Genomic DNA, 23,478 nt, shown 5'->3' with positions numbered 1-23,478 from the left:
CACATCGAGCGACACATCGATGCGTGCGGCGGCGGGCACGACAAAGGGGTGGCGCCGTCGTCGACGGCACCACCCCCACGGGTACGACTCAGACGGCCCGACGGCCCTCGAACGCCCTGCCCAGGGTGATCTCGTCGGCGTACTCCAGGTCGCCGCCGACCGGCAGCCCGCTGGCCAGCCGGGTGACCGAGATGCCCATCGGCTTCACCATCAACGCCAGGTAGGTGGCCGTCGCCTCACCCTCGGTGTTCGGGTCGGTGGCCAGGATCAGCTCCCGCACCGATCCGTCACCGAGCCGGATCAGCAACTCCCGGATGCGCAGATTGTCCGGTCCGATCCCCTCCAGCGGGTTGATCGCCCCGCCGAGGACGTGGTACCGGCCGCGGAACTCACCGGTCCGCTCGATGGCCACCACGTCCTTGGGCTCCTCGACCACGCACAGCACCTCGTTGGTGCGGCGCGGGTCGCGGCAGATCCGGCACTGCTCGGACTCGGCCACGTTGTAGCAGGTCGTGCAGAACCGCACCAGCTCCTTGACCTTGCGCAGCGCGCCGGCCAGCCGGTTGACGTCGGCCGGATCCGCCGACAGGACGTGGAACGCGATCCGCTGGGCGCTCTTCGGGCCCACGCCCGGCAGCCGGCCCAGCTCGTCGATCAGATCCTGGATGGCACCTTCGTACATCTGCCGGCTCAGAAACCGGGCAGGCCGAGGCCGCCCATGCCGCCGGCGACCGGGCCCATCTTGCGCTCGGTCAGCTCACGGGCCGCCTCGGCGGCGTTGTGCATGGCCGCGACGACCAGGTCCTCAAGCGTCTCCACGTCGTCCGGGTCGACGGCCTTCGGGTCGATCTTGATGCTCTTGAGCTCGCCGGCGCCGGAGACCGTCGCGGTGACCAGCCCACCGCCGGCGGTGCCGGTCAGCTCGGCCTCGGCCAGCTCGGCCTGCGCGGCGGCGATCTGCTGCTGCATCTTCTGCGCCTGCTTCAGCATCTGCTGCATGTTCGGCTGTCCACCTGGGCGCACGGGATGGCTCCTTCTCGCACTCGTCTGCTGGGCCGCCGCCCAGCCTAACCGCTGTGACCGACCCCGCCCCGCCCGGTGGCGCGCGCCCACGCCGGCGCTTCCCCGCTCCCCGTCGGGTACGGCTACCCCTACCCCGAGCTGGCCATCTGCTGGTAGTGCGCCGCGAACCCCCGCGCTGGTGTGCTCGACCGCATGGATCTCAATCGCACCGGCAGGGTCGCCGCGCTGTGCTGGGTCGCCGCGGCGCCCATCTACCTCGTCGCCAGTCTGATCACCGGCCTGCGGTGGCGCGACCCCACCTACAGCTGGGCGCTGCACAACATCAGCGACCTCGGCAACGTCCACTGCGGCATCTGGGACACCACCAGGCCCCGCTACGTCTGCTCGCCCTGGCATCCGCTGTTCAACGCCGCGGCACTACTCGCCGCCGTGCTGCTCGCCGTCGGGCTCCTGCTGACCTGGCGACACCTCGGTCGCGGCGGTGTGGTGCGCTCGGCCCAGACGCTCCTGCTGCTGTCCACCGTCGGGTTCGCCCTGGTGGCCGTCTACCCGGCCGACGTCGACGAGAACATGCACGTCCTCGGCGCAGTCATGATCATGGGTCTGGGCAACGTCGGCCTGCTGCTCGCCGGCTTCGCGCCGGGCAACACGACGCTCGGCCGGTGGCGACCGCTCACCCGCACCGCCGGGGTGATCGCCCTGGTCGGGACCGTGCTGTTCTTCGCCCAGCAGGGCCTCGGGATCGGGGTGGGCGGCATGGAACGCGTCGCCGTGCTGCCCTTCCCCCTCTGGGCCTGCTGCCTGGGCGTCCTGCTGGCCGAGGCGCCGACTAGCGCGCGTCGACCTCGTCGATCTTCTCCGCGCCGAAGGTCTCCCGGAGCAGCCGTACCGCCTGCTCCTCGCTCGACTCCCGAGCGGTCTTCTCGTCGATGACCTCGTCGAGCGGTTCGTCACCCGGGTCGAACCCCTCGTAGACCGGGGCCGCCGGCGCCGCGCCACCCGGCCGACCACCGCGCAGCGGGCCGTCGAAGTCCGGGTCGTAGGGCGGTTCGCCCGCCCATTCGGCGTCCGCGGTGGGCCGGGCCGCCGCAGGGGTACGCGCACCGCGCCCCGCCGCCGCCGCGCGGGCCGCGGCGATGGCGCTGCTCACCGGGGCGCCACCGGCTGCCGCCGGCTGCCGGGCCGCCGGTGTCGGGTTGCCCCGCCCACCCGGCCTGTCGCCGTTGTTCGCCGTGCCGGCGCCGCCAGGGCCGCCTGGTGCGCCGCCCCCGTTCGTGCCGCCGCGGTTCGTGCCACCGCCGTTCGTGCCGTTCGGCAGGGGTGTCGAGCCGTCGCCTGGCTGGTTTCCGGCCGACGCGCCGCCCGGGCGGGCGGCCTCCGGCCAGTCCTCGTCGTCGGTCGCCTCGGCGGCAGCGGAACCACCGCCGGGGCGTGCCGCCTCCGGCCAGTCATCCTCGGCGACAGCCGGCGCGCCCGCCGAGCCGGCGACAGCGTTGCCGTTCGGCGCGGCGGCCGGCGGGCCGGCGACGGCGTTGCCGTTCGGTGCCGCGCTCGTCGAGCCGGCGGCTGCGGTGCCGTTCGGCTGGGCGCTCACCGGGCCCGCGCCGGTGGTGGTCGTCGGCGCGCCCGTCGGGCCGCCAGCACCTGCGTTCGACGAGGCAGCCGGGCTCGCGTTCGACGGGGCGCCCGGGCTCGCGTTCGACGGGGCGCCCGGGCTCGCGTTCGGCGGAGCGGCCGGGGCGGCGCTCGCGCTCGGCGCGCTCGTCGGGCCGCCGGCGCTCACGTTCGGCGGGGCGGCGGCGTCGAGCGGCGGGGCGGCGGGGCGGGTCGGCTGGGAGCGCGGCGGGCCGGACAGCGGCACGCCACCCCGCTCACCGGCTACCTCGCACCGGATCTGCCAGCGCCCGCCCAACTCCTCGTAGAGCGCGTCGGTGAGCACCGCCGCGTGGTCGGCCATCATCTTGGCCAGCACTGTGGACTTCACCGTCAGCACCAGCATGTCGCCGTCGAGTTCACGTACCACCGCGTCGCGCATCAGGGCCGCGATCCGCTTGTTGGTCCGGTTGACCTTGCCGACCACGTCGGGCCAGACCCGACGGACCGCGACAGCGTCCAGCGCGGCGGCCGGCGCACCAGGTCGGGGCGGCTCCGGCGTCGCCGGATCGGGCAGCACCGCCGACGGCGGCACCGCTCGGCGCGGGGCTGGAGACCCACCGCCGGCCGGCGAGACGGGTGCGTTCCGGTCGGCGGATGTCGGCGCGGCGGTCGTCGCCGACGCACCGGGTGACACCGGGATCGGCGAGTCGGTGGGCGAGGCCGGCGAGTTCGGGGCCGGGGGGTTCGGGCTGGCGGAGCCCGGGGACGGCGTCGGGTCGACGTTCCACGGCGGTGCCGAGGTCGGGGCGGCGGCGGGCGCCGGGGCGGCGGGCGCCGGGGCGGCGGCAGCCGGGACCGGGGTCGCCGGCTGCGGGCGTACCCCTGGGGTGGTGGTCTGGGTGTCACCACCGCCCAGGGTGAGCCGGCGTTCCATGCGTTCCAGGCGCTGGAGCAGGCCGCCTGTGGAGTCGTCGGCGCCGGGCAGCAGCATCCGGGCGCAGATCAGCTCCAGCAGCAGGCGGGGCGCTGTGGTGCCGCGCATCTCCACCAGGCCGTCGTGCACGATGTCGGCGCAGCGTGAGAGCGTGCCCGGGCCGAGCTGGGAGGCCTGCGCGGCCATCCGCTCGATCTGGTCGGCGGGGCCGTCGATGAGACCCTTCGCGGCGGCGTCCGGCACCTGCTGGAGGACGATCAGGTCACGCAGCCGCTCCAGCAGGTCGGAGGCGAACCGACGCAGGTCGTGCCCTGCCTCGGCGACCCGGTCGACGGTGGCGTACGCGGCGGCGCCGTCCCCGGCGGCCAGCGCGTCGCACATCTCGTCGATCAACGCGGCGTCGGTCACGCCGAGCAGAGCGGCGGCCCGCGCATAGCTGATTCCCTCGGGGCCGGCACCCGCGATGAGCTGGTCGAGCACGGAGAGGCTGTCCCGCATGCTGCCGCCACCGGCGCGCACCACAAGCGGAAAGACCGCCGGCTCGGCCTTGATCCCCTCCGCCTCGCAGAGCTGCTCCAGGTACGGCCGGACCACCTTCGGCGGGAACAGCCGGAACGGGTAGTGGTGGGTCCGCGACCGGATCGTGCCGAGGACCTTCTCCGGTTCGGTGGTGGCGAAGATGAACTTGACGTACTCCGGCGGCTCCTCGACGAGCTTGAGCAGGGCGTTGAAGCCCTGCGTCGAGACCATGTGCGCCTCGTCGATGATGTAGATCTTGAAGCGGCTGCGGGCCGGCGCGAAGAACGCCTTCTCGCGCAGGTCGCGGGCGTCGTCCACACCACCGTGGCTGGCCGCGTCGATCTCGATGACGTCGATCGACCCGGCGCCGTCGGTGGACAGCGAGCGGCACGATTCGCACTTGCCGCACGGCTCGGGAGTGGGGCCCTGCTCACAGTTGAGCGAACGGGCCAGGATCCGGGCGCTCGAGGTCTTGCCGCAGCCGCGCGGGCCGGAGAAGAGGTAGGCGTGGTTGAGTCGGCCGCTCCGCAGCGCCTGTGACAGCGGCTCGGTGACCTGCTCCTGGCCGATCATCTCGGCGAAGGTACGTGGCCGGTACTTGCGGTACAGCGCCAGCGTCACTCGTCCCGCCTCCTCTCGACCGAGCCATTCTGCGCCGGTCCGGCGCGGGTGACCACCCACCCCGCCGAACACCTTGGGTTACCCGGGTTGCCGCGCTTGATCGACTCCATGTCGGCGATCCGGCGGTGTCCGCGGCCCCGGGACGGCCCCACATCGGCGCCCTGGAGTCGATCGAGGGCTCCGGAGACAAAAAGGCCTCCCGTGCACCCGGCAGAGCTCGCTTATCCTTGCTGCCTTCCGGCCCTGGGGAGGTTCACGAGATACCGCCGCACGGGAGGTGACGCCCAGCCTACCCGACAGCCCGTCGATCTTCAGGGGGTGGTGGGGTGGCCCGGCCGACGGAGGCCTGTATCCTGGCTCGCGGAGGATTCGCCTAGAGGCCTAGGGCGCACGCTTGGAAAGCGTGTTGGGTTTACACCCTCACGAGTTCGAATCTCGTATCCTCCGCTCGCTCGAGCAGGAAACGACAGGGCCGGCCCCCACGGGGAACCGGCCCTGAGTCGTCTCTACGGCCGCACTCGTCCTCAGTTGTCGTCTCACTTGCCCTACTCCGACCCACCCTGGCTCCCCCTCGCCGTCATGAGTTGGTGAGCGTCGGTTGCCGCTTGAGCGACTTCATGCCATCTGGGGTGGGTGAGGTAATTGTCGTCGGGGGCGGTGGGTCCGAGTTCGTCGAGGATGGCGGTTAGAGGTTCGAGGGTTGCGGTGATCGCATCGGCCTCGCTGGTGTTGGCGAGGATGGTTCCGATGGTGTCGTCGGGCTGGTGATGGTCCCAGAACGTGTCGTCAATGAGCCAATGCACGGCTTCGGTCAGGCCAGGCCAGGACGTACTGCTGTGCTGTCGCAGGGCCGCGAGTATGGACAGGGCGTTGATGATGTCGTTCCTGCGGTCGGGCCAGGCGATGGTGCTCATATGTCAACTCTCCTACTCCAGCCCCAGACGTGACCCGGCCAACTCATAGCCCAGCAGACCGATAACCGGTCGGCTGGGCGTTTTTGCTGTGGTCTCATCGACGTCATGCCGGAGACCGCGTGGGAGTGGGACGAGTCGTTGTACGCGGGCAGCGCCGGCCACTACAGCGTCGGCAGGTGGCACTACCCGCCCGAACTCGCCGAGGCCGTCGACACCGCGCTCGACCTGGACGGCACCGGTCGGCTCCTCGACGTCGGCTGCGGACCGGGCTCGTTGACGTTGCTGCTCGCGCCCCTGTTCGAGGCGGCGGTGGGTGTCGACGCGGACCGGGACATGCTTGTGGAGGCGCAGCGCCAGGCCAGTGAGGCAGGGGTCACGAACGTCGGGTGGCGGCACCTGCGCGCCGAGGATCTGCCGGCCGACCTGGGTACGTTCCGGGTGGTCACGTTCGCCCAGTCGTTCCACTGGATGGATCGCCAGCTGGTGGCCCGGCGGGTCCGCGACCTGCTCACGTCCGACGGGGCCTGGGTCCACGTCGGTGCCAACACGCACCGGGGCGTGGCCGGTGACGACCCGCTGCCGTACCCCCGCCCGCCCTGGTCCCGGATCGACGAGCTGGTCGCCAGCTACCTGGGGCCGATCCGCCGGGCCGGGCAGGGGTGGCTGCCCAGGGGCACCGCCGGCGGTGAGGAGGAGGTCATGCGCGAGGCGGGCTTCACCGGCCCCACCCGTGTCACTGTCGAACAGGGCATGGTCGTGGAACGCTCGGTGGGTGAGGTCGCCTCGGCGGTGTTCTCGCTGTCCAGTTCGGCGCCGCACCTGTTCGCCGACCGGCTCCCCGCCTTCGAGGCGGACCTGCGCGGCCTGTTGACGGCGGCGGCCGACGATTGCCGCTTCGCGGAGCGACGGCGCGACATCGAGGTCGTGATCTGGCGACCCTGATCCAGGCACAGGATCAGCCGCGGGCGCGGGCCCAGGAGAGGAAGCGGTCGGTCAACCGGGCCGGGTCGACGTCGGTGAGCTGTGCGCTGGCCTCGGCCTGGAGCGTCGCCAGGTAGACGGTCAACGCGAGCCGGTCGTGCCGGTACTCCCCGAGCAGCCGCAGCTTCGCCGCCGAGCAGGGCCAGGCGATGCCGCACGCCCGACAACGCCAGGTGGGTCGGGTGGGCAGGTGGTCCCGGTAGCGACGGCTCACGAGCCGGCGCCGACGCCATGCCGAACGCCCGCGCGCCCAGCAACCGTGGGCGCCAGCGTCGCCGGTGACAACCACTGCAACCCCTCGACCAGTACGAACAATGCCCGTCGCCGCACAGCTCCCCCCGAGGGTGTGAGCGGGCGCCCACCGGCATTGATCAGCCGGCGGGCACGTCCTAGCGTTGCTGGATGCGACGGCGACGTATTGCGGGCACCCCGGTCGAGGTGACGGAGCTGGGCTTCGGCGGCGCCGCGATCGGCAACCTGTACCAGGCGGTGGACGACGACGATGCCGTTGCGGCAGTCGACGCGGCGTGGGATCGCGGCATCCGATTCTTCGACACGGCCCCCTACTACGGGCTGGGGATGTCCGAGCGTCGTCTGGGTCGCGCTCTGCGGGGTCGACCCCGGGACGAGTTCGTGGTCTCGTCGAAGGTGGGCCGCCTCCTGGTGTCCAACGCCCGTCCGACCGGCCAGGGTGTGGACGTCTTCGACGTTCCCGACGCCGTACGTCCGGAGCGCGACTACAGCCGCGACGGCGTGCTGCGGTCGATCGACGCGACTCTGGAGCGCACCGGGCTCGACCGGCTCGACGTCGTGTTCGTGCACGACCCGGACGACCACTGGCCGCAGGCCGCCGACGAGGCCGTGCCGGCCCTGGCGGAGTTACGGGACCAGGGTGTCGTCGGGGCCATCGGCGCGGGGATGAACCAGTCGGCGATGCTCGCGCGCTTCCTGCGGGAGACGGCGGCGGACGTCGTGATGCTGGCGGGCCGGTACACGCTGCTGGAGCAGGACGCCCTCGACGACGTCCTGCCTGCCGCCGTCGAGCACGGCAAGAGTGTCATCGCGGTGGGGGTCTTCAACTCGGGGCTGCTGGCTCGTGAGCGGCCCGGCCCGGACGCGAGGTACAACTACGCGGAGGCCCCGCCGGAGGTGGTGGCACGGGCCACCCGGATCGCCGAGGTGTGCGAGCGGCACGGCACCACACTTCCCGCGGCGGCCATCGCCTTCCCGTTCGGGCACCCGGCGGTTGTCAACGTGACGCTTGGCGTACGCACCGCCGACGAGGTCGCGCGCAACATCGACAGGCGCGCCGGCGATGTCCCGGCCGGGCTGTGGGAACAGCTCCGCGCCGACGGGTTGCTGCGCGCGGACGCCCCCGTACCGTCGCCCTGAGCACCGGTACCGTTTCAGGGACCGGCGGACCCGGAGCCCGTCGTACACATGTTCTATCCACAGGCTGTGGACGGCGGAGGGCCCGATGAGTTACCAGCTCAGCGCGGTGGTAGCGGACGCGGACCTGCTCCGCGAGCAGACCGCCGAGCTGGATCACGCAGTCCTCGGCGAGCTGCGCCAGGATTTCGCGCTGCTGCCTGTCACCCCGCAACTGGTGGCCGAGCTGACAGGTTCACTGCCGGACTACGCGGTGGACGACCGCAGCGCCGAGCAGCCATTCGGGTTGGTGTTGTCGCCGCCGCTTGTCGAGGTGCTGGCCGGCTGGTCGCGGTCGGGGCCTGTGGCGTACGTGGAGGCGGAGTTCGGCGGCGGCGCCGGCCACCAGTCGGCGGCGGTGTGGCTGGGCGGGGCGCTGTCCTGGGGTCCACATTTCGACGACGTGTTCGACGCGCCGCGCGAGCAGTGGCCGATCAACTCGGCGCTGACCCGGCTCGGCGTGGAGCGGGGCGCGTGGCTCGACCCGTTCGCCGAGTTGGGGTTGCACCTGGAGCGGAACACCGCCGGCTGGCTGGCGCACGGGCGCCGTCGACTGAGCGCCGACTACTGGGACGAGCTGGTCGAACAGTGGGAAAACCAGTAATCCGTCGCCGGGCAGCAACCTGAAGGCTCCCGTCCCGTTGGGGACTGGGGGATTCCATGAAATTGCGACAATTCGCGTTTATTGCTGCGTTGATGACTGCTGCCTCGATCGCCGGCAGCGGCGTACCGTCGTCCGGGCCCGGCCCGGACGGCCGGCCCGCCGGCAGCGTCGAGACCATCGACCTGAACGGTCTGACCAACATCGAGTTCGGTGACACCGAGGACGAGCTGACCCGTCGCGGCGTCCTGCGCACCGGCCTGGACGCGTGCGGGCCGATGCTCACCGGGCACGACACCGTCAGCCCGGTCTTCATCGAGGACCGACTGGTCCTGCTCTGGGTCGGCGCCCCGATGCGCACACCGGAGGGCATCGCGGCGGGCTCACCCGTCGACCAGGTCTGGGCCCGCTACCGGTCGGTCACCCGCCTGCGCGCTCCACAGGGGACACAACGCCTCGACGGGCTGCTGGCGCGCAGTGGCGACCGCGCGTACCTGTTCCTGCACGACGGGCGCACGGTCCGGAAAACCATCGCGGGGTACGCCGACTGGGCGCGCCGCCTCTTCGACGAGGGCGTCGGCCCGTGCTGATCGACCCGTCCCCGGTCGACCCGACAAGCTGATTGTCCGCGATCGACCGCCGTGGAATCATCTCCCCACTCGCGCAGATCGCGCGACAAACACGGGGAGACATCGTGCGTACGACCGTGCCCGATCCATTGTGGAAACACGTAGCGAGGTGGGCCGCCGTGGCGACCCTGAGCCTCGCCGGGGCGGGCCTGCTGGCCGCCCCCGCCAGCGCCGCCCCGACGGCCGAGCCGTCGCCGCGACCGACACTGACCACCGGGCAACCGCCCGCCGTCACCACGCCCTCGAAGCCGACGCCCGCGACTCCCGCTCCGGGGCGGGCCACCGCGGGCCAGACGTCGGCCGTCAGCCCCACCGCCGTCTGCGGGGGGCAGCTCCCGCTGGGCAAGGTCACGAACTGCGCCTCGATCACCGGCGCGACGCAGCAGATCTGGACGGTCACCTCCACGGCCGACCAGGACACCCTGTACGTCCGGCTCCGGGAGGTCTCCGGTGACGGTGTCGGCGCACAGGTCAAGGACCCCGACGGCGCCACCGTCTGCTACGTCGGCCCGTACCTCAACGAGTGCAAGCTCGGCGTCGCCGGCACCTACACGATCACGGTGAAGCTCAGCTACGGCACCGGCCAGGGCGCGTACTCGCTGTCGGCGGAGTCGATGCGGACCCCGTCCACCTGCGCCAGCCTGCCCGCGAGCTTCTTCTCCTTCACCTCCGCCGGTCGCAGCGGCACGCTGCCCGCCGGCCTCGCCGCGCGCTGCTTCACCTTCAAGCAGCCCACCGGCACGGTCCTGCACCTGGCCGACCCAGGCGGCGCCGAGGACATCCAGGGCAGCATCCTGGACGCCCAGTTCCAGCCGATCTGCTCGGTGCGGTACCCCACGGAGTGCACCCTCCGCGAGCCCGGGCCGTACCGGCTCTTCCTGGAGGAGACCTACGGCAGCAAGGCCGACTACACCCTCAAGATGCCCCGGATCTCGCAGTCGGTCGGCTGTCCGGCTCTGCCCCTGACCGGGTTCGGAGACCCGGGCGCGGCGGTCGGCACCGGCACCGTCCCGCCGAACCACGGGATCAGCTGCCAGTCGCTGCGGGTCACCACCCCCGGCCGGCTGGTCGTCCGCCTCGACCAGTTCGCGAACCAGTACCTCGACTGGAAGCTGTACGACGACGCCGGTCAGGTGGTGTGCACGGAGTACGACTCCTCGCGGTCCTGCCTGACGCCGACGGCCGGCGCGTACACGCTTGTGTCGCAGAACGGGAACTGGGAACCGGTCACCTACCGGGTGGCGGCGGCCCGCCTCGACCAGACCGACGGATGCGCCGTCCCCACCGGGCTCAACTGGGACCAGCCGGCCCTGACCGTGCACCAGACCTCGGCGGTGCAGACCAACTGCCAGCCGTTCCACGGTGAAGCCGGTGAGCGGGTCATGGTCTACCGGGCCCCGGACCGGTACAACGAGGTCGCCTCCTGGATCGTCGACGAGCAGGGTGCCGTGCTGTGCACCGAATGGTCCGAACAGGACGGATGCGTCCTGCCCTCCACCGGGACCTACCGCGTCGTCTCCTACCTGCCGAACTGGGCCGACGACAGCGTGGACCTCACGTACAAGGTCCAGGTCCGTCGACTCTCCGACGCGGTCGGCTGCCCGACCGTCACGCCTGGCACGTACAACTCGGCACCGGCCGGCGCCCCCGGTGGCATCCGCTGCCGGACCCTGGACCTTCCCAGCGCCGGCGCGTACCGGATCACGGCTGTGGACGCCCAGAACTACCGGACGTACGCCACCGTCTACGACTCCGCCGGCGTCAGGGTCTGCACCGACACCTGGTGCGAGGTCCCCGCCGCCGGGAAGTACACGATGGTGCTCAACGGGGGCGTACCCAACTCGGTGATCGACAGCGACTTCCTCTACGCCGTCGCGTTGCTGCCGTGGAAGCCGTCGGACTGCACGCCGGTGTCCGACACCGGCTGGCAGGACGCTCCGCACCGGGGCACGTTCGAGACCGCCGGGCAGCACAACTGCCTCCAACTGCCCAGCCCGACCGGGGCGCACATCGCCGAGTTGCTGGCCGGGGACGTGACCGCCGGGACCTCACCGGAGATCGTCGTACTCAACGCCGCAGGCGAGCAGGTGTGCGACTACTCCTCGCTGCGTCAGTACAGCTGCGAGCTGACCGGCGAGGCACCGTTCTCGGTGCTCCTCACCGCGGACGCGGGAGTCCCCACCACCTCGTACGCCGTGGGCTTCGCCCGGACCGACGGGCCGCCGGCCTGCCCGGTCCTACCCGCGGACGCGGACGGTGCCACGGTGACCACCGGGGCCGACCGCTTCGCTGTCTGTTTCACAGTTCCGGCCGACCAGCGCGCCAGCCGGGAGAGCTTCACCTGGACGCGTACCGCCGGCTCCGGTGACGCCCGCATGTCGGTCTTCGACAGCCAGGGCATCAGGTACTGCGGTCCCACCAGCCAGGCCGTCGAACGGACCCTCACCTGCACCCTGCCGGCAGGCCCGGTCACGGTGCTCCTGGAGACGGACGCCGTCGACGCCTCGTACCGGTTGACCCACCGGGACGGGAACCTGCCGGCGGGTTGACAGCCAGCCCTACGGGAAAAGCCCGGTCGACCCTCGCGTCGGCCGGGTTTTTCGCACTTTGTCCGGAGGCGGTGGGATTGATGCCGCCAGGCTGAGTTCTGAACTGAAGTCAGTCTTCCGCGGCGTCGGCGCTCTGGGAGACGCCAACCAACTGTCCGAAATATTCGACGGTCCTTTGATCAAGGACGTCGAGCTGAACGCCGGCGGACGCGAGGATCAGCCGACTCTCCTCGGCGGCATGGTAGGCGGCGCGAGCCACCACTCGACTGGCACCGACGCTGACAATCAACATCGCACAGGTACGGCAGGGTTCCATAGAGCAGTAGAAGGTGCTGCCGGCGAGGGAGATGCCGTGCCGCGCTGCCTGCGCGATCGCGTTCTGCTCCGCGTGTATCGTACGAACACAATGCTGGCGTGTCCGCCCGTCGGCTCCGGTCACGTTCTTCAGTAGATGACCGACATCGTCGCAGTGTTCGAGCCCTGGCGGCGACCCGACGTAGCCAGTACAGAGGATCTGCTTCTCACGAACGACAACGCAGCCTGACCTCCCTCTGTCACAAGTCGCCCTTCGCCCAACCTGGACGACCAAATCCGTGAAGTATTCATCCCAGCTCGGCCGTTCCTGCATATTTCCCGCTTTCACCGACTGCTTTCCTTGACCCACTGACTAACGCGACAAGCCTACACCCCGGTTGATGATGCAAGACCTAACCACCCTTTGCCATCCAGAGCGATCGCGCCCGATAGGCCCGCTTATCCAACTCCGGACGCCTGAACACCTCCATTGGATCATCAGTACACAGGTCACCGAGGTACACGTCCGCGCCGTCAATACTCACATAAGCCGAGCCGTCCGGCGCGAGAGTGAAATAGCTTCTGTCGAGATCACCCTTGCTCTCGATCACCACGTCCACCTCCGGGATGTCCCGGGCACACCGCGCCAACAGCTCAGTTCTCATATCCGCAAACAGCTCAGCCGACAATTCGAATTCATCGGCATTCTCCACCGCGATCCCGCGCACTGGATAGAATTGAAAAACCTTCCAACGACTGATGCCCCAATCCCGCATTCTCGGAACCAGGTCGACGATTTTGTCGAAATTCTTGCTCGACGCGACCGTGTTCACCTTGCGCTTCAGGCCACTGTCGTGCCGGTGTCGAGTAAATATCTCGCACACGAGTTCATAATGGCCAGCACTGCGCCCCATCTCCTGATTGATCTGGTCGCCGACACCCTCGACAGGCAAGGTAAGCCAGTCCAGCCCTGGAGGAAGCCGTCCGCCCCACTGCCTGCCAAGGAGCGACCCGTTGGTGATTAACATTGTTTCGACGGAAAGACTCTTGGTATATTCGATCAATTCCCAGAGCCCTCGAAAAAGGAGGGGCTCGCCACCCGCCCAGGACATCTTCCGCATACCAGCCGCCACCAGGCGCGAAGTCACCTCCTTCGCCACCGGAAGCGTCAAGTTGCGACGATCGAGCACTCGCCAACAGAATCCGCAGGCGTAGTTGCAGTTGTTCGTAAGCAACCAGGAAACATTCACAGGCCTAAAGAGTGCATCATCGTCGGGATCTCCCCCGGAAATCAGGATTCCCTCACTCATATCTGCTCCCAGTCGGCGGTCATTGATCGTTCCCAAAGATGGTCGAAAACGCGGCGATAGTAGCCGAACTCGGCACTACCTGTCACATACTCGAACATCGGCCCCTGAATACTCAACTCGCGAACCGGCCTCGGGCAGTTGAAGAGCGACGCCCCCACCTGGCAGATCGTCTCTCGCGGGAACCCATCACTGAATCGCGTTGACGTCTGTAGGGCGGTAGTGCTGATTGTCGCGGCCTTGGCGTTGATCTCGGCTTGCAGATCGCGCGACTCGAGAACCTCGGCCAGAGCAGGCGAGGCGCCAGCGATAAGGTTAGGAGCGACATCAGCACGCCAGTCATGGATTCTTACCGGCTTTTGATCGTCCCGACGCAAGACACGGACCCGTGGATCGATAAGCAGAAGACGAACAGGAATACCAGCGGCGAGGCACTCGGCTAGCGCGTCATAGTGCTCCCGCAGGAAATCTCGACCAGTCGAGGCGTAAACTGAGACACCGAGCGACCTGACTGGTTCGGAATCAGATGCCAGCAGTTGCCGAAAGCGCTCGCGGATCGTCTGGCCGGCCCGCCCCCACTGAAACTGTGGGCCCCGCCGCTCTGCACCGCCCACGGATGTCAGCCGGCTCAGTACCTCCACCACACCGGGCAGATACCTTGAGGGCCCGACGAGGGAGTCGTCCCGGTCGTACGAGATAGCCGTGACGTTGCGATCCTCCGCAAGCTGACGCCGCTGCGCCGCGCCAACCTCGGGCAGTATGGCGTAATGCCGTTCGACGGCGCTCGGACTGCTCCTACTCAGCAGTCTGGCTACCCGGTCGAAGTGTTCATCGGCCAGGCTGAAGCCAACATACAGGACCACATGGTCCCGCAGCACCGAACGGAAGAAGTCCTGGATAAACAGATCTTCCATTATCTGGTCATATGATTTTTCATCCCACACGATGGTGTCCGGCCTGTAGTACAGGCCATGCAGGTGGAAGATCCAGGTAGAGATATCGCCCTTGCGGGCGGCATCCAACTGGTAAAGATCCTTTGCTGTAAATACGGCTGTGCGTCCGTTTTGCCAGGGATAGCCAGGGTCATGATTATCAAGGAGATCCCTGTTGGCCTCCTCCATCAAGCAGTCCCAGTTGGTGGTAAGTACTCGACGGAATTGGATCTCCCGCACCAGATGATGTGCCGCCGACAGTCCCGTCTGCCAGAAGTGTCTGCGGAAGAATCGGGCTCGGTCTGGATCCGCCAATCGGCTAAGGAGATAGGTACCGACGCGTCGCGGTTCCCAGGAACCGAGATCCGCCGCCTCGCTGCGCCCGATCACACCGGTAGAAATCGCTTCGTTGATCAATTCATGAGCTAAATCGGTCCAGATACTCACGCCGGCCAGGGCAGAGAGCCCAGACCCGACAAACAGGACAACCTTACCTTCTGCGATTAGCTGTTTGAGGCGCTGCGGCGGCTCGTCGAAGTCAACCATCCCGATCTCCCTCCGTCACAGCCGCCGTTTGAACTCTGAGGAGATATCCGGAGACCGGAGAATCTTCTGACACAACTCCTGATAGCTCTCTTCGGCATCAGAAGTCGTGGTGTCAGCATCGACAACCGGGACTCCTGTCAGTGAGAAGAGGCGGCGATACTCCGCTTCAAGGGCCTGCTTTTTTGACAGGTTGAACCACTTGTCGACAGTGCCATCGCCGGCGGCTCTCCTGGCACGGACGGCAGTGTCCGCAGAAACGAAAACGACACAGCAGGGTGTCGGGTAAAACTGGTTGTTCAACATACGCGCAACGTATGAATCATACCTCTGCCCGGAGATGACATGATGATATGCGGCCGTAGAGAAGATGTAGCGGTCAAGGACCATTCCCACGGCGGCCTTCGCTCGTGCCGCCTGCACAGCATTGCAGAGAGAGTAATAGGAAAAGGTGTCTTCGTGCGGCAACTGATCGACCTCCCCTCTAAGCCCGAGCAGCTCCCGAGGAATGCTCTTTTCGTACGGCAATCCCGAGTTCTCAGCCAACTTTCGCGCCAGTGTGGTTTTACCTGCCGCGTCCGGCCCCTCGAAGACAACAAATAGCGACACGGTCCCCCCTGCGGCCATCAATGATCACAGTGAATTTGATCAACAGTCGTCGCCATGGTCAGTCATCGGCGCTGACAGCCTACGGTGATTCATTAACCAAAGCCATCGTCCGAACATCTTCGGGCGGCTCAGGCTCGCAGGGGGTTGGCGGCGCTGAGCATGCGGCGCATCGCAACCGGGCTGGACGTCCCCACCCAGTCGCTGCACCGGCAGGCACCTTCTGCTGCTGATGGCGGACGCGGCCTTCGCCGCGCATCGGTTGCCCCACACGTTTCCGGCCGGCTGGCGAGCCCAACTGGATTTGCTCTGCCGGCTCCAGTGGTCGGTCTACCGGCGGCAGGACATCGGCCTGACCGATGACGAGTGGATGGTGGCCAGGCCGACGTGTTGGGCGGGCTGCTCGCGGCTGGCGAGCTTCCGCACCTGGCCCGGCCAGCCGGACGGCTGTCGACCTGAAGGTCGAGAGACTGTTCGAGTTCGGCCTGCAACGGCTGCTCGACGGGGTGGCGGTGCTGCTCGAACCGTGATCGCTCAGGCCGCGTTCGTAGTGTGCTCCGGCAGCCGCGCTCCGGACGCGGCGGCGAAACCGACAAGCGCGATCTCCGCTGTCTGCCGCAGGTCCTCCCGGCTGACTCCGGCGGCGGCATGGATCGCCTGCCCCTCGGTCACGCTCATGACGAAGCGGGCAAGCGCGGCGGGATCGGCGTCGGCGGGTAGGTCACCTTCGGCGACGGCGCGGACGAACCGGTCGGCGAGGGCGCGTTCCCCGGCCAGGCGGCTGGCGGCGAGGAACTCGGCGACCGGGGCGTTCTCCGTGGAGCAGGCGGTGCCGCCCTGGATCGACAGGCAGCCGGCCGGGCGGTCGTCCCGGGTGACGGCGAGCACGTTCTCGCGCAGCAGGGTGGCGACCACCTCGTACGCGGTGGGTTCGGCGAAGGCCTTGCGCGCGTACTCCATGTCCTCTTCGGCGTAGCGGGCCACGACCTTGCGGAACAGCTCCTCCTTGCCCCCGAAGGCGGCGTAGAGGCTCGGCTTGTTGATGCCCATCGCCGCGGCGAGGTCGTTCACCGAGGCGCCCTCGTACCCGTAACGCCAGAACACCTCGAGCGCGCGCTCCAGCACCTCATCGGCGTCGAACCCGCGTGGTCGCCCTCGCTGTGGCACCTGTCACCACCTCCCGGCCTCCACCCTAACCGATCGGTACAGAAATTTGCCGGCCGACCCGGTGGTTGCTACGGTCGCCTCAGTACCGATCGGTACAGAATTCTTGGGAGGGGATCGAACGTGGGACAGCTCGACGGCAAGACCGCCCTCGTCACCGGGGGCACCACGGGCATCGGCCTGGCCACCGCACGCCGTTTCGCCGCCGAAGGCGCGTACGTCTTCGTCACCGGCCGGCGCAAGGGACCGCTGGACGAGGCGGTGAGCAGCATCGGCGAGAACGTCACAGGCATCGCCAGCGACGTCAGCAATCTCGACGACCTGGACCGGGTGATGCGGGCCATCCAGGACCGGGGAGCGGGGCTGGACGTGGTGTTCGCCAACGCCGGCGGCGGGGAGTTCCTCCCGCTCGGCTCGATCACCGTCGAACACTTCGCGAACACCTTCGACAACAACGTCCGCGGCACCCTGTTCACCGTGCAGAAGGCCCTGCCCCTGCTCAACGAGGGCGCATCGGTGGTGCTGACCGGCTCGACGGCCGCACTCAACGGCACCCCGGCCTTCAGCGTGTACGCGGCCTCCAAGGCCGCCATCCGCTCGTTCGGCCGCACCTGGGCCGCCGAACTGATGGACCGCAGGATCCGCGTCAACACCCTCGTTCCCGGCTCGACCGAGACTCCCGGGCTCGCGGGCCTCGCACCCAGCCCGCAGGAGGCGCCCGGGTTGCTCCAGACCATCGCCTCGGGCGTCCCCATGCAACGCATGGCCCACCCCGACGAGATCGCCAACGCCGCGCTGTTCCTCGCCTCGGACCAGAGCAGCTTCATGACCGGCGGGGAGCTGGTCGTCGACGGCGGCGAGCAGCAGATCTGAACGGAGAAGCCCGGTGCGATCCTCACGGATCGACCGGGCTTTTCCGCATCTCACGAGCGGTGGCGGCGGGATTTGAACCCGCGGAGGGCGTAAACCCTCACACGCTTTCGAGGCGTGCTCCTTAGGCCACTCGGACACGCCACCGCCGACGAGGGTACAGGACCGCCGGTTCGGACGCCGAACCGGTATCGCCCGAGCCGGCCTGGCAGGATCTTTGCCATGAGTACGCACATCGGCGCGAAGCCGGGCGAGATCGCCGAGCGGGTCCTGATGCCGGGTGACCCCCTGCGGGCCAAGTGGATCGCGGAGACCTACCTCGAGGGCGCCACCTGCTACTCGACGGTTCGGGGCATGCTGGGGTTCACCGGCCGCTGGAACGGCGTCGAGGTTTCCGTCCAGGGCTCCGGCATGGGCATGCCGTCCGCCTCCATCTACGCCCACGAGCTGATCAACGAGTACGGCGTGAAGACGCTGATCCGCGTCGGCTCCTGCGGTGCGCTGAGCACCGACCTGCAACTGCGGGACGTGGTGGCCGCGATCGGGTCGTCGACCGACTCGAACATGAACCGGATGCGCTTCGACGGGCTGATCGACTACGCCCCGGTGGCCGACTTCGGGCTGCTGCGTACGTCGGTCGAGGTGGCCGAGCGGCGCGGCATCACCATGCACGTCGGGCCGATCCTGGCGGCGGACGCCTTCTACACAGACCGACCGGACCTGTACGACACGCTCGCCGACTACGGCGTGCTGGCGGTGGAGATGGAGTCGGCGGCGCTCTACACGATCGCGGCCCGGTTCAAGGCTCGGGCGTTGACCGTGCTGACCGTCAGCGACCACATCAAGACCGGCGAGAAGACCACGTCCGAGGAGCGGGAGCAGACCTTCAGCCAGATGGTCGAGATCGCCCTGGACACGATCATCGCCTGACCCGTTCTCCGGGGCGGTGTCACCACCGAGAGCGGTATGACTCTGAGGCATATTTATGACTCAGAGTCATACCGCTCTTTCGCAACATGCCGTCCCCAGGCCGCCACGCCGAGCGGGCGGGGCGGGACGGGGTGACTTCAGCGGAAAAAGGCGCGCAGCACGGCGGAGGTCTCGGCCTCCAGCACACCGCCGTAGACCTCGGGCCGATGGTTGAGTCGACGATCGCGCAGGACGTCCCAGAGTGACCCGGCCGCGCCGGTCTTCGGCTCCCACGCCCCGAAGACGACGGTGGAGACCCGGGCCAGCACCAGCGCACCCGCGCACATCGTGCACGGTTCGAGGGTGACCACCAGGGTGCAGCCGTCCAGCCGCCACGCGCCGGTCCGCTCGGCGGCCCGGCGCAGGGCCAGCACCTCGGCGTGGGCGGTCGGGTCGCCGGTCAGCTCCCGCTCGTTGCGCCCGACGGCCAGTTCGGTGCCGTCCGGCCCGTAGAGCACCGCACCCACCGGGATGTCGTCGATCGCCGTGGACGGGGCGGAGGCGGCCGGGTCGGTGACGGCTACCTCCAGCGCCCGCCGCATCCACAGCTCGTGCCGCTGCCGTCGCCCGACCTCCCCCGGCTCGGCGAGGCCCTCGTGGGCGCCCGGCCCGGCGCGACCCACCGCGCCGGGGGTCGGCTGCCCCGGCCGGATCATCTCCAACGACGGGTCGGTGGCGTCGGCCGGCTCAGACCTCACGCAGCTCCTCGACCTCGTCGACGCAGCCCAGCACCTCGCAGATCTCGGCGGTGACGTCCGCCGGGAGCATCCCCTCGTGCGTGCACAGGGTCAGCAGCTTCTGCGCGGAAATACCCAGGTTGGCCAGCAGGTCCGCGTCGCCCACCGGGTCGGCCTCCGGGTCGACGACAGGTTGTTCGGTCTCGTCGTCACCGCCGGCAGCCGGTCGGGGCTCCTCGTCGCCGTCGAGGCCGGTGACCGAGGTCTTCAGGTCGCCGACAAGCAGCGAACCCAGCCGCGACTCCTCGGCGAACGCCGAGTCCGACCCGAACACCCGCAGGTCCTCACCCTCGTCGAGGCGCAGGATCACCAGGTACGCGTCGTCGGCCTCGACGAAGAGCAGCGAGACGTCGGCCTCCTGGTCGACGTCACGCAGCCGGTCGGCGACCTCGTCGATGTCGGTGGCGCCGCGCAGGCTGACCTCGGCGGCGGTCCAGCCACTGTCGTCGCGCACCACGGCCGCAGCGAAGTACGACACGGTCCCCCCAATAGCCCCTCGGCACAGCGCCGACTCGTTACGCGTGCACGTTAGCCGGTCGGGTCGGCAGGCGACCGGTCAACGCCCCGACGGGCCGGTCATTCCTGACAAAGTCGGATCAGCCTGCTACCCGACGGCGCGTGGCGATGAGCTGGCGCAGACGCTCGGTGCGCTGTCGCTGCGGCCGACTGCGCTGGCGTACCGCCCGGGCACCCGCCAACTCGGCGAGCAACTGCAGGCGGCGGCGGCTGCGATCCGGGTCCTGCCGCGGGGTGGTCCAGGCCATAGTGCCGAGCGTGCCGAGTCTCGACGGCCACGTCAAGACGGCGTTCGCTACGCAGCCAACCGGGCACTGCGCGCAGTCAACAGCACGGTCACCACAGCGGCCAGTCGCCACTGGTGGCCCACCGGACCGCCACCGCGGCGGCTGCGATGCTCCAACCACCGGCGGTCACGATGGCCACCCCGGTGGCGACTCCCCGGTCGCCGTGACGGACCAGCACCAGGGCGGTCACCCAGGCCAGCAGGCCGGCGAAGACCGTCCACCACGCGTAGCTCGGCACATCGGTGCCGAGCAGACCGAACAGGAGCAGCCAACCGGCCGCCGCACCACCGCCTGCGGCGACACCACCGCCGGTGACCGGGTGCGGTTCGCGGAAGGTGGGTCGGGCCGGCGGGCCGGCCGGGAAGAGCCCCGACGGGGCACGGGGCACCGGGCGGGCGGCACCGGGATCCGGGACGGGGTCGGGTCGGGCGATGGTCACCGTCGCTGCCCTTCCGTTACGCGCGCCGTTCGTGCCCACGGTACCGGCTCTGCCAGGATGACCGGATGCCCTCGCCGACGTTCGGTCGCCGCGCGCGTTCCGCGTACCCGATCTTGCTGTTGCTCGCCCCGGTGCTCGCCGCCGGCTGCGCGACCACCCGGCCGGGGGTGCCGCCGGAGGGCGCCGCGCCGACGCCGCCGGCGATCTGGTCGACGGGCGAGCAGCCGCCCGCGCCGTCTGCCACGCCGACGGCGAGCGTCCCGGCGCGCCCGGCGCCATCGTCCGGCGGGCCGTCGGCGGGCGCACCCCGCGCCGGGCTGCGGCATGTCTTCCCGGTACGCGCCGACAACGTGGACTACCACCCGACGCACGGCGCGTACCCGGCCACCGACCTCTTCGCCGACTGCGGTGAGCCGTTCGTCGCGGTGACCGACGGGACGGTGCTGGAGGTGAGTCGCGTCGACAGGTACTCCAAGCGGGGGCAGCAGGGCCCGGAGAACGGCGGCCTGTCCGTCTCCCTGCTCGGCGACGACGGGGTGCGCTACTACGGTTCGCACCTGAGCGCGGTGTCCGCAGGTGTCGACGCCGGGGTACGGGTCCGCGCCGGGCAGCAGCTCGGCAAGGTGGGCCGCACCGGCAACGCGAACAACGTATGCCACGTGCACTTCGGCATCTCGCCGCCGTGTACCGGCAAGGACGGCTGGTGGATCCGGCGCGGCGTGCTCTGGCCGGCGCGTTACCTGGACTCGTGGCGGCGTGGCGGCAATCGCGAACCGGCCGCCGAGGTCACCGCGTGGCAGCGCACACACGGCTGCCCGAAGGCTCCCTGACCGGTGCCGCATCGACTAGGTTCGGTGAAATGAACGCCCGGGACCCCATCGCCGACCTGCGCCGGATCGCGTTCCTGCTGGAGCGGGCCAACGAGGCCACGTACCGGGTCCGGGCGTTCCGCTCGGCGGCGAAGGCGCTGGCCGGCCTGCCGGCGGCCGAGGTTGCCGAACGGGCCGGCAACGGGACACTCGCCGAGCTGCCAGGTGTCGGCGACGTGACGGCCCGGTGTGTGGCGGAGTCGCTTGCCGGTGAGGAACCTGTCTACCTGCGCCGGCTTGTCGCGACCGAGGGCAGCGACCTCGACGCCGAGGCCACGGCGCTGCGGACCGCGCTGCGCGGCGACTGCCACACCCACTCGGACTGGTCCGACGGCGGCTCGCCCATCGAGGAGATGGCGTTGGCCGCGGTGGAACTGGGCCACGAATACCTGGTGTTGACCGACCACTCGCCCCGACTGACAGTGGCGCGGGGGCTGACTGCCGCCCGGCTGCGCAAACAGCTCGACCACGTGGAGCAGGTAAACGCGGCGCTGCCGGAGGGCTTCCGCATCCTCACCGGGATCGAGGTGGACATCCTCGCCGACGGTTCGCTCGACCAGGACGAGGAGTTGCTGGCCCGGCTGGACGTGGTGGTCGGTTCGGTGCACAGCGGCCTGAAGGACGAGCGGGCGAAGATGACCCGGCGGATGCTGACCGCCGTCGCCAACCCGCACCTGGACATCCTCGGGCACTGCACCGGCCGGATGGTGTCGTCCCGCCCGGCGGGGGTGACCGGTCCCGGCGATCGGGCGCACCGTCCCCGGACCCGCGCGGAGAGCGACTTCGACGCGGACGCCGTCTTCGCCGCCTGCGCCGAGCACGACACCGCCGTCGAGATCAACTCGCGGCCGGAGCGGCAGGACCCGCCGAAGCGGCTGATCCGCCGCGCCCTGGAGGCCGGCTGCCGGTTCGCGATCAACACGGACGCGCACGCGCCCGGCCAGCTCGACTGGCAGCGGTTCGGCTGCGAGCGGGCCGCTCTCTGCGGCGTCCCCGCCGACCGGGTGGTCAACACCTGGTCTGCGGAGCAGCTGGTCGAGTGGACGAGCACCCGGGCCTGAGCCGACTCAGTGGTGGGCGGGCTCGGCCGCGGGCGCGAGCACGCCGGCACCGACCACCGGCCGGGGCCTGCGGCGGCCGACCACACCCTGCGCGACCGCGACACCCAGCAGCACGATGAGCGCGCCGACCGGCTGGTGCCAGTTGAGCCGCTCGTCGAGCACCACGGCACCGATCAGCACCGCGAAGATCGGAATCAGGTACGTGACAGTGGAGGCGGTGCTCGCACCGGCCACTCGGATGTTGCGCATGTTGATGACGAAGGCGAGCCCGGTGCCGAGCGCCCCGAGCGTCAGGACACTGGCCACCACCTTCGCCGACAGCTCGGTGGGCAGCGGCGGCGCGCCCGCGACGAACGGGGTGACGATGGCCAGCTGCCCGGCGGCGAGCAGCAGTTGCGCGGTCGAGAGCGACAGGCCCGAGTGTGCGCTGCCGGCGACGAACCGCTTCTGGTACGGGATGGCGACGCCGTAGCAGGCCGCCGCGCCGAAGCACATCAACTGCCCGACGAAGTGCGCTCCGCCGACGCCCTCCCAGACACCGAGCACCACGAGCACACCGAGGAAGCCCAGCCCGAGACCGATCGCGCGGCGCGCGGTCAACCGCTCGGTGCGGAACACCAGCACCGCCAGCGGCAGCACGATCAGCGGGGTGGTCGCGTTCCAGATCCCTGCCAGCATCGACTCGACCCGCTGCTCGCCGTACCCGAAGAGGGTGAACGGCACGGCCACGCCGAACGCGGCCACGACTGTCAGGTGGGCCCACACCCGGGGCTCGCGGGGCAGCCGGTCGCGCAGCATCGCGAGGACGACGAGCAGGGTCAGGGCACCGGTGCCGACCCGGTAGAGCGTGAGCTGGACCGGGTGCAGCTCGGCCACGCCGATCTTGATGAAGAGGAAGCTGGAACCCCAGATCGCGGCGAGGGCGAGGAAGCCCGGCAGCCAGGCGCGGACCGGCGCTTTGTCAGGAGTGGTATCGGTGGTCACCCCTGACACTCTGCCGCAACCGTCCGACAAAGTCGCGTGCCTTTCGGACGTCGCACCTGTCGGGCGGGTGAGCCGATCACGGCAAGCGGCGACGACACCGAGGGG

General features: G+C 69.6%; 26 protein-coding genes, 2 tRNA genes and 1 other RNA gene. 12 read left to right on the top strand and 17 right to left on the bottom strand.

Features of this window, described 5'->3' with window-relative positions; all coding sequences use genetic code 11:
* Positions 1-88: 88 nt before the first annotated feature.
* Positions 89-682 carry a recombination mediator RecR gene (gene recR, locus ACZ6N8_RS15285; RefSeq protein ID WP_357989293.1) on the bottom strand — a complete coding sequence of 198 codons (594 nt, stop codon included), beginning with the start codon at positions 680-682 and terminating at the stop codon, positions 89-91.
* An 8-nt stretch (positions 683-690) separates the two neighbouring features.
* The gene (locus tag ACZ6N8_RS15280) at positions 691-999 is read right to left on the bottom strand and encodes a YbaB/EbfC family nucleoid-associated protein (RefSeq protein WP_244296072.1); all 309 of its coding nucleotides are present in this window, start codon (positions 997-999) and stop codon (positions 691-693) included.
* 216 nt (positions 1,000-1,215) lie between these two features.
* On the opposite strand from ACZ6N8_RS15280, the gene ACZ6N8_RS15275 reads away from it, so the two are divergent.
* Complete coding sequence (locus tag ACZ6N8_RS15275; RefSeq protein WP_466010441.1) at positions 1,216-1,956, top strand: DUF998 domain-containing protein; 741 nt, start codon at positions 1,216-1,218, stop codon at positions 1,954-1,956.
* Here ACZ6N8_RS15275 and ACZ6N8_RS15270 read toward each other — a convergent pair.
* The gene (locus ACZ6N8_RS15270; RefSeq protein ID WP_466010439.1) at positions 1,853-4,693 is read right to left on the bottom strand and encodes a DNA polymerase III subunit gamma and tau; all 2,841 of its coding nucleotides are present in this window, start codon (positions 4,691-4,693) and stop codon (positions 1,853-1,855) included. The genes ACZ6N8_RS15275 and ACZ6N8_RS15270 overlap by 104 nt on opposite strands.
* Positions 4,694-4,883: 190 nt before the next feature.
* Positions 4,884-4,973, bottom strand: an RNA gene (ffs, locus tag ACZ6N8_RS15265) — signal recognition particle sRNA small type.
* 82 nt (positions 4,974-5,055) lie between these two features.
* Here ffs and ACZ6N8_RS15260 point away from each other — a divergent pair.
* Positions 5,056-5,140 (top strand) — tRNA-Ser (locus ACZ6N8_RS15260).
* A 98-nt stretch (positions 5,141-5,238) separates the two neighbouring features.
* Here ACZ6N8_RS15260 and ACZ6N8_RS15255 read toward each other — a convergent pair.
* Positions 5,239-5,607 carry an SCO4402 family protein gene (locus ACZ6N8_RS15255; protein ID WP_466010437.1) on the bottom strand — a complete coding sequence of 123 codons (369 nt, stop codon included), beginning with the start codon at positions 5,605-5,607 and terminating at the stop codon, positions 5,239-5,241.
* A 105-nt stretch (positions 5,608-5,712) separates the two neighbouring features.
* Here ACZ6N8_RS15255 and ACZ6N8_RS15250 point away from each other — a divergent pair, with 105 nt between their 5' ends.
* The gene (locus ACZ6N8_RS15250; RefSeq protein ID WP_466010436.1) at positions 5,713-6,549 is read left to right on the top strand and encodes a class I SAM-dependent methyltransferase; all 837 of its coding nucleotides are present in this window, start codon (positions 5,713-5,715) and stop codon (positions 6,547-6,549) included.
* Positions 6,550-6,562: 13 nt separating this feature from the next.
* Here ACZ6N8_RS15250 and ACZ6N8_RS15245 read toward each other — a convergent pair whose 3' ends face one another.
* Positions 6,563-6,802 (bottom strand): flavin reductase, encoded by a 240-nt coding sequence (locus ACZ6N8_RS15245; RefSeq protein ID WP_466010434.1) that lies wholly within the window; start codon positions 6,800-6,802, stop codon positions 6,563-6,565.
* A 188-nt stretch (positions 6,803-6,990) separates the two neighbouring features.
* On the opposite strand from ACZ6N8_RS15245, the gene ACZ6N8_RS15240 reads away from it, so the two are divergent.
* The 4 genes from ACZ6N8_RS15240 to ACZ6N8_RS15225 all read left to right on the top strand — a co-directional run bounded on the left by ACZ6N8_RS15240 (position 6,991) and on the right by ACZ6N8_RS15225 (position 11,795).
* Positions 6,991-7,980 carry an aldo/keto reductase gene (locus ACZ6N8_RS15240; RefSeq protein WP_466010432.1) on the top strand — a complete coding sequence of 330 codons (990 nt, stop codon included), beginning with the start codon at positions 6,991-6,993 and terminating at the stop codon, positions 7,978-7,980.
* An 85-nt stretch (positions 7,981-8,065) separates the two neighbouring features.
* Complete coding sequence (locus ACZ6N8_RS15235; RefSeq protein WP_466010431.1) at positions 8,066-8,620, top strand: hypothetical protein; 555 nt, start codon at positions 8,066-8,068, stop codon at positions 8,618-8,620.
* A 92-nt stretch (positions 8,621-8,712) separates the two neighbouring features.
* Entirely contained in the window at positions 8,713-9,207 is a 495-nt protein-coding gene (locus ACZ6N8_RS15230; protein WP_466010429.1) for a hypothetical protein, read from the top strand.
* A 158-nt stretch (positions 9,208-9,365) separates the two neighbouring features.
* A complete protein-coding gene (locus ACZ6N8_RS15225; protein WP_466010428.1) occupies positions 9,366-11,795 on the top strand; it encodes a hypothetical protein in 2,430 nt (809 codons plus the stop codon).
* A 109-nt stretch (positions 11,796-11,904) separates the two neighbouring features.
* On the opposite strand, the gene ACZ6N8_RS15220 is transcribed toward ACZ6N8_RS15225, so the two are convergent.
* The 4 genes from ACZ6N8_RS15220 to ACZ6N8_RS15205 all read right to left on the bottom strand — a co-directional run bounded on the left by ACZ6N8_RS15220 (position 11,905) and on the right by ACZ6N8_RS15205 (position 15,480).
* Entirely contained in the window at positions 11,905-12,423 is a 519-nt protein-coding gene (locus ACZ6N8_RS15220) for a deoxycytidylate deaminase (protein ID WP_466010891.1), read from the bottom strand.
* A 79-nt stretch (positions 12,424-12,502) separates the two neighbouring features.
* A complete protein-coding gene (locus tag ACZ6N8_RS15215) occupies positions 12,503-13,399 on the bottom strand; it encodes a radical SAM protein (protein WP_466010427.1) in 897 nt (298 codons plus the stop codon).
* Positions 13,396-14,874, bottom strand: a complete 1,479-nt coding sequence (locus tag ACZ6N8_RS15210; protein ID WP_466010425.1) for an SIR2 family NAD-dependent protein deacylase — start codon at positions 14,872-14,874, stop codon at positions 13,396-13,398. The genes ACZ6N8_RS15215 and ACZ6N8_RS15210 overlap by 4 nt, the downstream gene beginning before the upstream one ends.
* 15 nt (positions 14,875-14,889) lie before the next feature.
* The gene (locus tag ACZ6N8_RS15205; RefSeq protein ID WP_466010424.1) at positions 14,890-15,480 is read right to left on the bottom strand and encodes an AAA family ATPase; all 591 of its coding nucleotides are present in this window, start codon (positions 15,478-15,480) and stop codon (positions 14,890-14,892) included.
* Between the two features lie 356 nt (positions 15,481-15,836).
* On the opposite strand from ACZ6N8_RS15205, the gene ACZ6N8_RS15200 reads away from it, so the two are divergent.
* Positions 15,837-16,007: a hypothetical protein gene (locus tag ACZ6N8_RS15200; protein WP_466010422.1), complete on the top strand. Its 171-nt coding sequence runs from the start codon at positions 15,837-15,839 to the stop codon at positions 16,005-16,007.
* 4 nt (positions 16,008-16,011) lie between these two features.
* On the opposite strand, the gene ACZ6N8_RS15195 is transcribed toward ACZ6N8_RS15200, so the two are convergent.
* Positions 16,012-16,644, bottom strand: a complete 633-nt coding sequence (locus ACZ6N8_RS15195) for a TetR/AcrR family transcriptional regulator (protein WP_466010421.1) — start codon at positions 16,642-16,644, stop codon at positions 16,012-16,014.
* Positions 16,645-16,764: 120 nt separating this feature from the next.
* Here ACZ6N8_RS15195 and ACZ6N8_RS15190 point away from each other — a divergent pair, with 120 nt between their 5' ends.
* Positions 16,765-17,514, top strand: coding sequence for an SDR family oxidoreductase (locus tag ACZ6N8_RS15190; RefSeq protein ID WP_466010419.1), 750 nt, complete (start codon positions 16,765-16,767; stop codon positions 17,512-17,514).
* Between the two features lie 57 nt (positions 17,515-17,571).
* On the opposite strand, the gene ACZ6N8_RS15185 is transcribed toward ACZ6N8_RS15190, so the two are convergent.
* Positions 17,572-17,658, bottom strand: a tRNA-Ser gene (locus ACZ6N8_RS15185).
* A 75-nt stretch (positions 17,659-17,733) separates the two neighbouring features.
* Between ACZ6N8_RS15185 and deoD the strand changes: the two genes are divergently transcribed.
* Positions 17,734-18,441 carry a purine-nucleoside phosphorylase gene (deoD, locus tag ACZ6N8_RS15180; RefSeq protein ID WP_074315244.1) on the top strand — a complete coding sequence of 236 codons (708 nt, stop codon included), beginning with the start codon at positions 17,734-17,736 and terminating at the stop codon, positions 18,439-18,441.
* Positions 18,442-18,578: 137 nt separating this feature from the next.
* Here deoD and ACZ6N8_RS15175 read toward each other — a convergent pair whose 3' ends face one another.
* The 4 genes from ACZ6N8_RS15175 to ACZ6N8_RS15160 all read right to left on the bottom strand — a co-directional run bounded on the left by ACZ6N8_RS15175 (position 18,579) and on the right by ACZ6N8_RS15160 (position 20,459).
* Positions 18,579-19,022: a nucleoside deaminase gene (locus tag ACZ6N8_RS15175; protein WP_466010890.1), complete on the bottom strand. Its 444-nt coding sequence runs from the start codon at positions 19,020-19,022 to the stop codon at positions 18,579-18,581.
* Between the two features lie 145 nt (positions 19,023-19,167).
* The gene (locus ACZ6N8_RS15170; RefSeq protein WP_139587623.1) at positions 19,168-19,695 is read right to left on the bottom strand and encodes a tRNA adenosine deaminase-associated protein; all 528 of its coding nucleotides are present in this window, start codon (positions 19,693-19,695) and stop codon (positions 19,168-19,170) included.
* Positions 19,696-19,813: 118 nt separating this feature from the next.
* Complete coding sequence (locus ACZ6N8_RS15165; RefSeq protein WP_167454701.1) at positions 19,814-19,981, bottom strand: hypothetical protein; 168 nt, start codon at positions 19,979-19,981, stop codon at positions 19,814-19,816.
* Positions 19,982-20,069: 88 nt separating this feature from the next.
* Positions 20,070-20,459, bottom strand: coding sequence for a hypothetical protein (locus ACZ6N8_RS15160; protein WP_466010417.1), 390 nt, complete (start codon positions 20,457-20,459; stop codon positions 20,070-20,072).
* Positions 20,460-20,524: 65 nt separating this feature from the next.
* Between ACZ6N8_RS15160 and ACZ6N8_RS15155 the strand changes: the two genes are divergently transcribed.
* Positions 20,525-21,289 carry a M23 family metallopeptidase gene (locus ACZ6N8_RS15155; RefSeq protein ID WP_466010415.1) on the top strand — a complete coding sequence of 255 codons (765 nt, stop codon included), beginning with the start codon at positions 20,525-20,527 and terminating at the stop codon, positions 21,287-21,289.
* 29 nt (positions 21,290-21,318) lie between these two features.
* Complete coding sequence (locus ACZ6N8_RS15150; RefSeq protein WP_466010414.1) at positions 21,319-22,389, top strand: PHP domain-containing protein; 1,071 nt, start codon at positions 21,319-21,321, stop codon at positions 22,387-22,389.
* A 6-nt stretch (positions 22,390-22,395) separates the two neighbouring features.
* Here the strand turns inward: ACZ6N8_RS15150 and ACZ6N8_RS15145 are convergent, their stop codons facing one another.
* Positions 22,396-23,373: a DMT family transporter gene (locus ACZ6N8_RS15145; protein ID WP_466010412.1), complete on the bottom strand. Its 978-nt coding sequence runs from the start codon at positions 23,371-23,373 to the stop codon at positions 22,396-22,398.
* Between the last annotated feature and the right edge of the window lie 105 nt (positions 23,374-23,478).

The organism is Micromonospora sp. NPDC047521, assembly GCF_055587305.1.
This window is presented reverse-complemented; position numbering and strand designations above follow the sequence as displayed.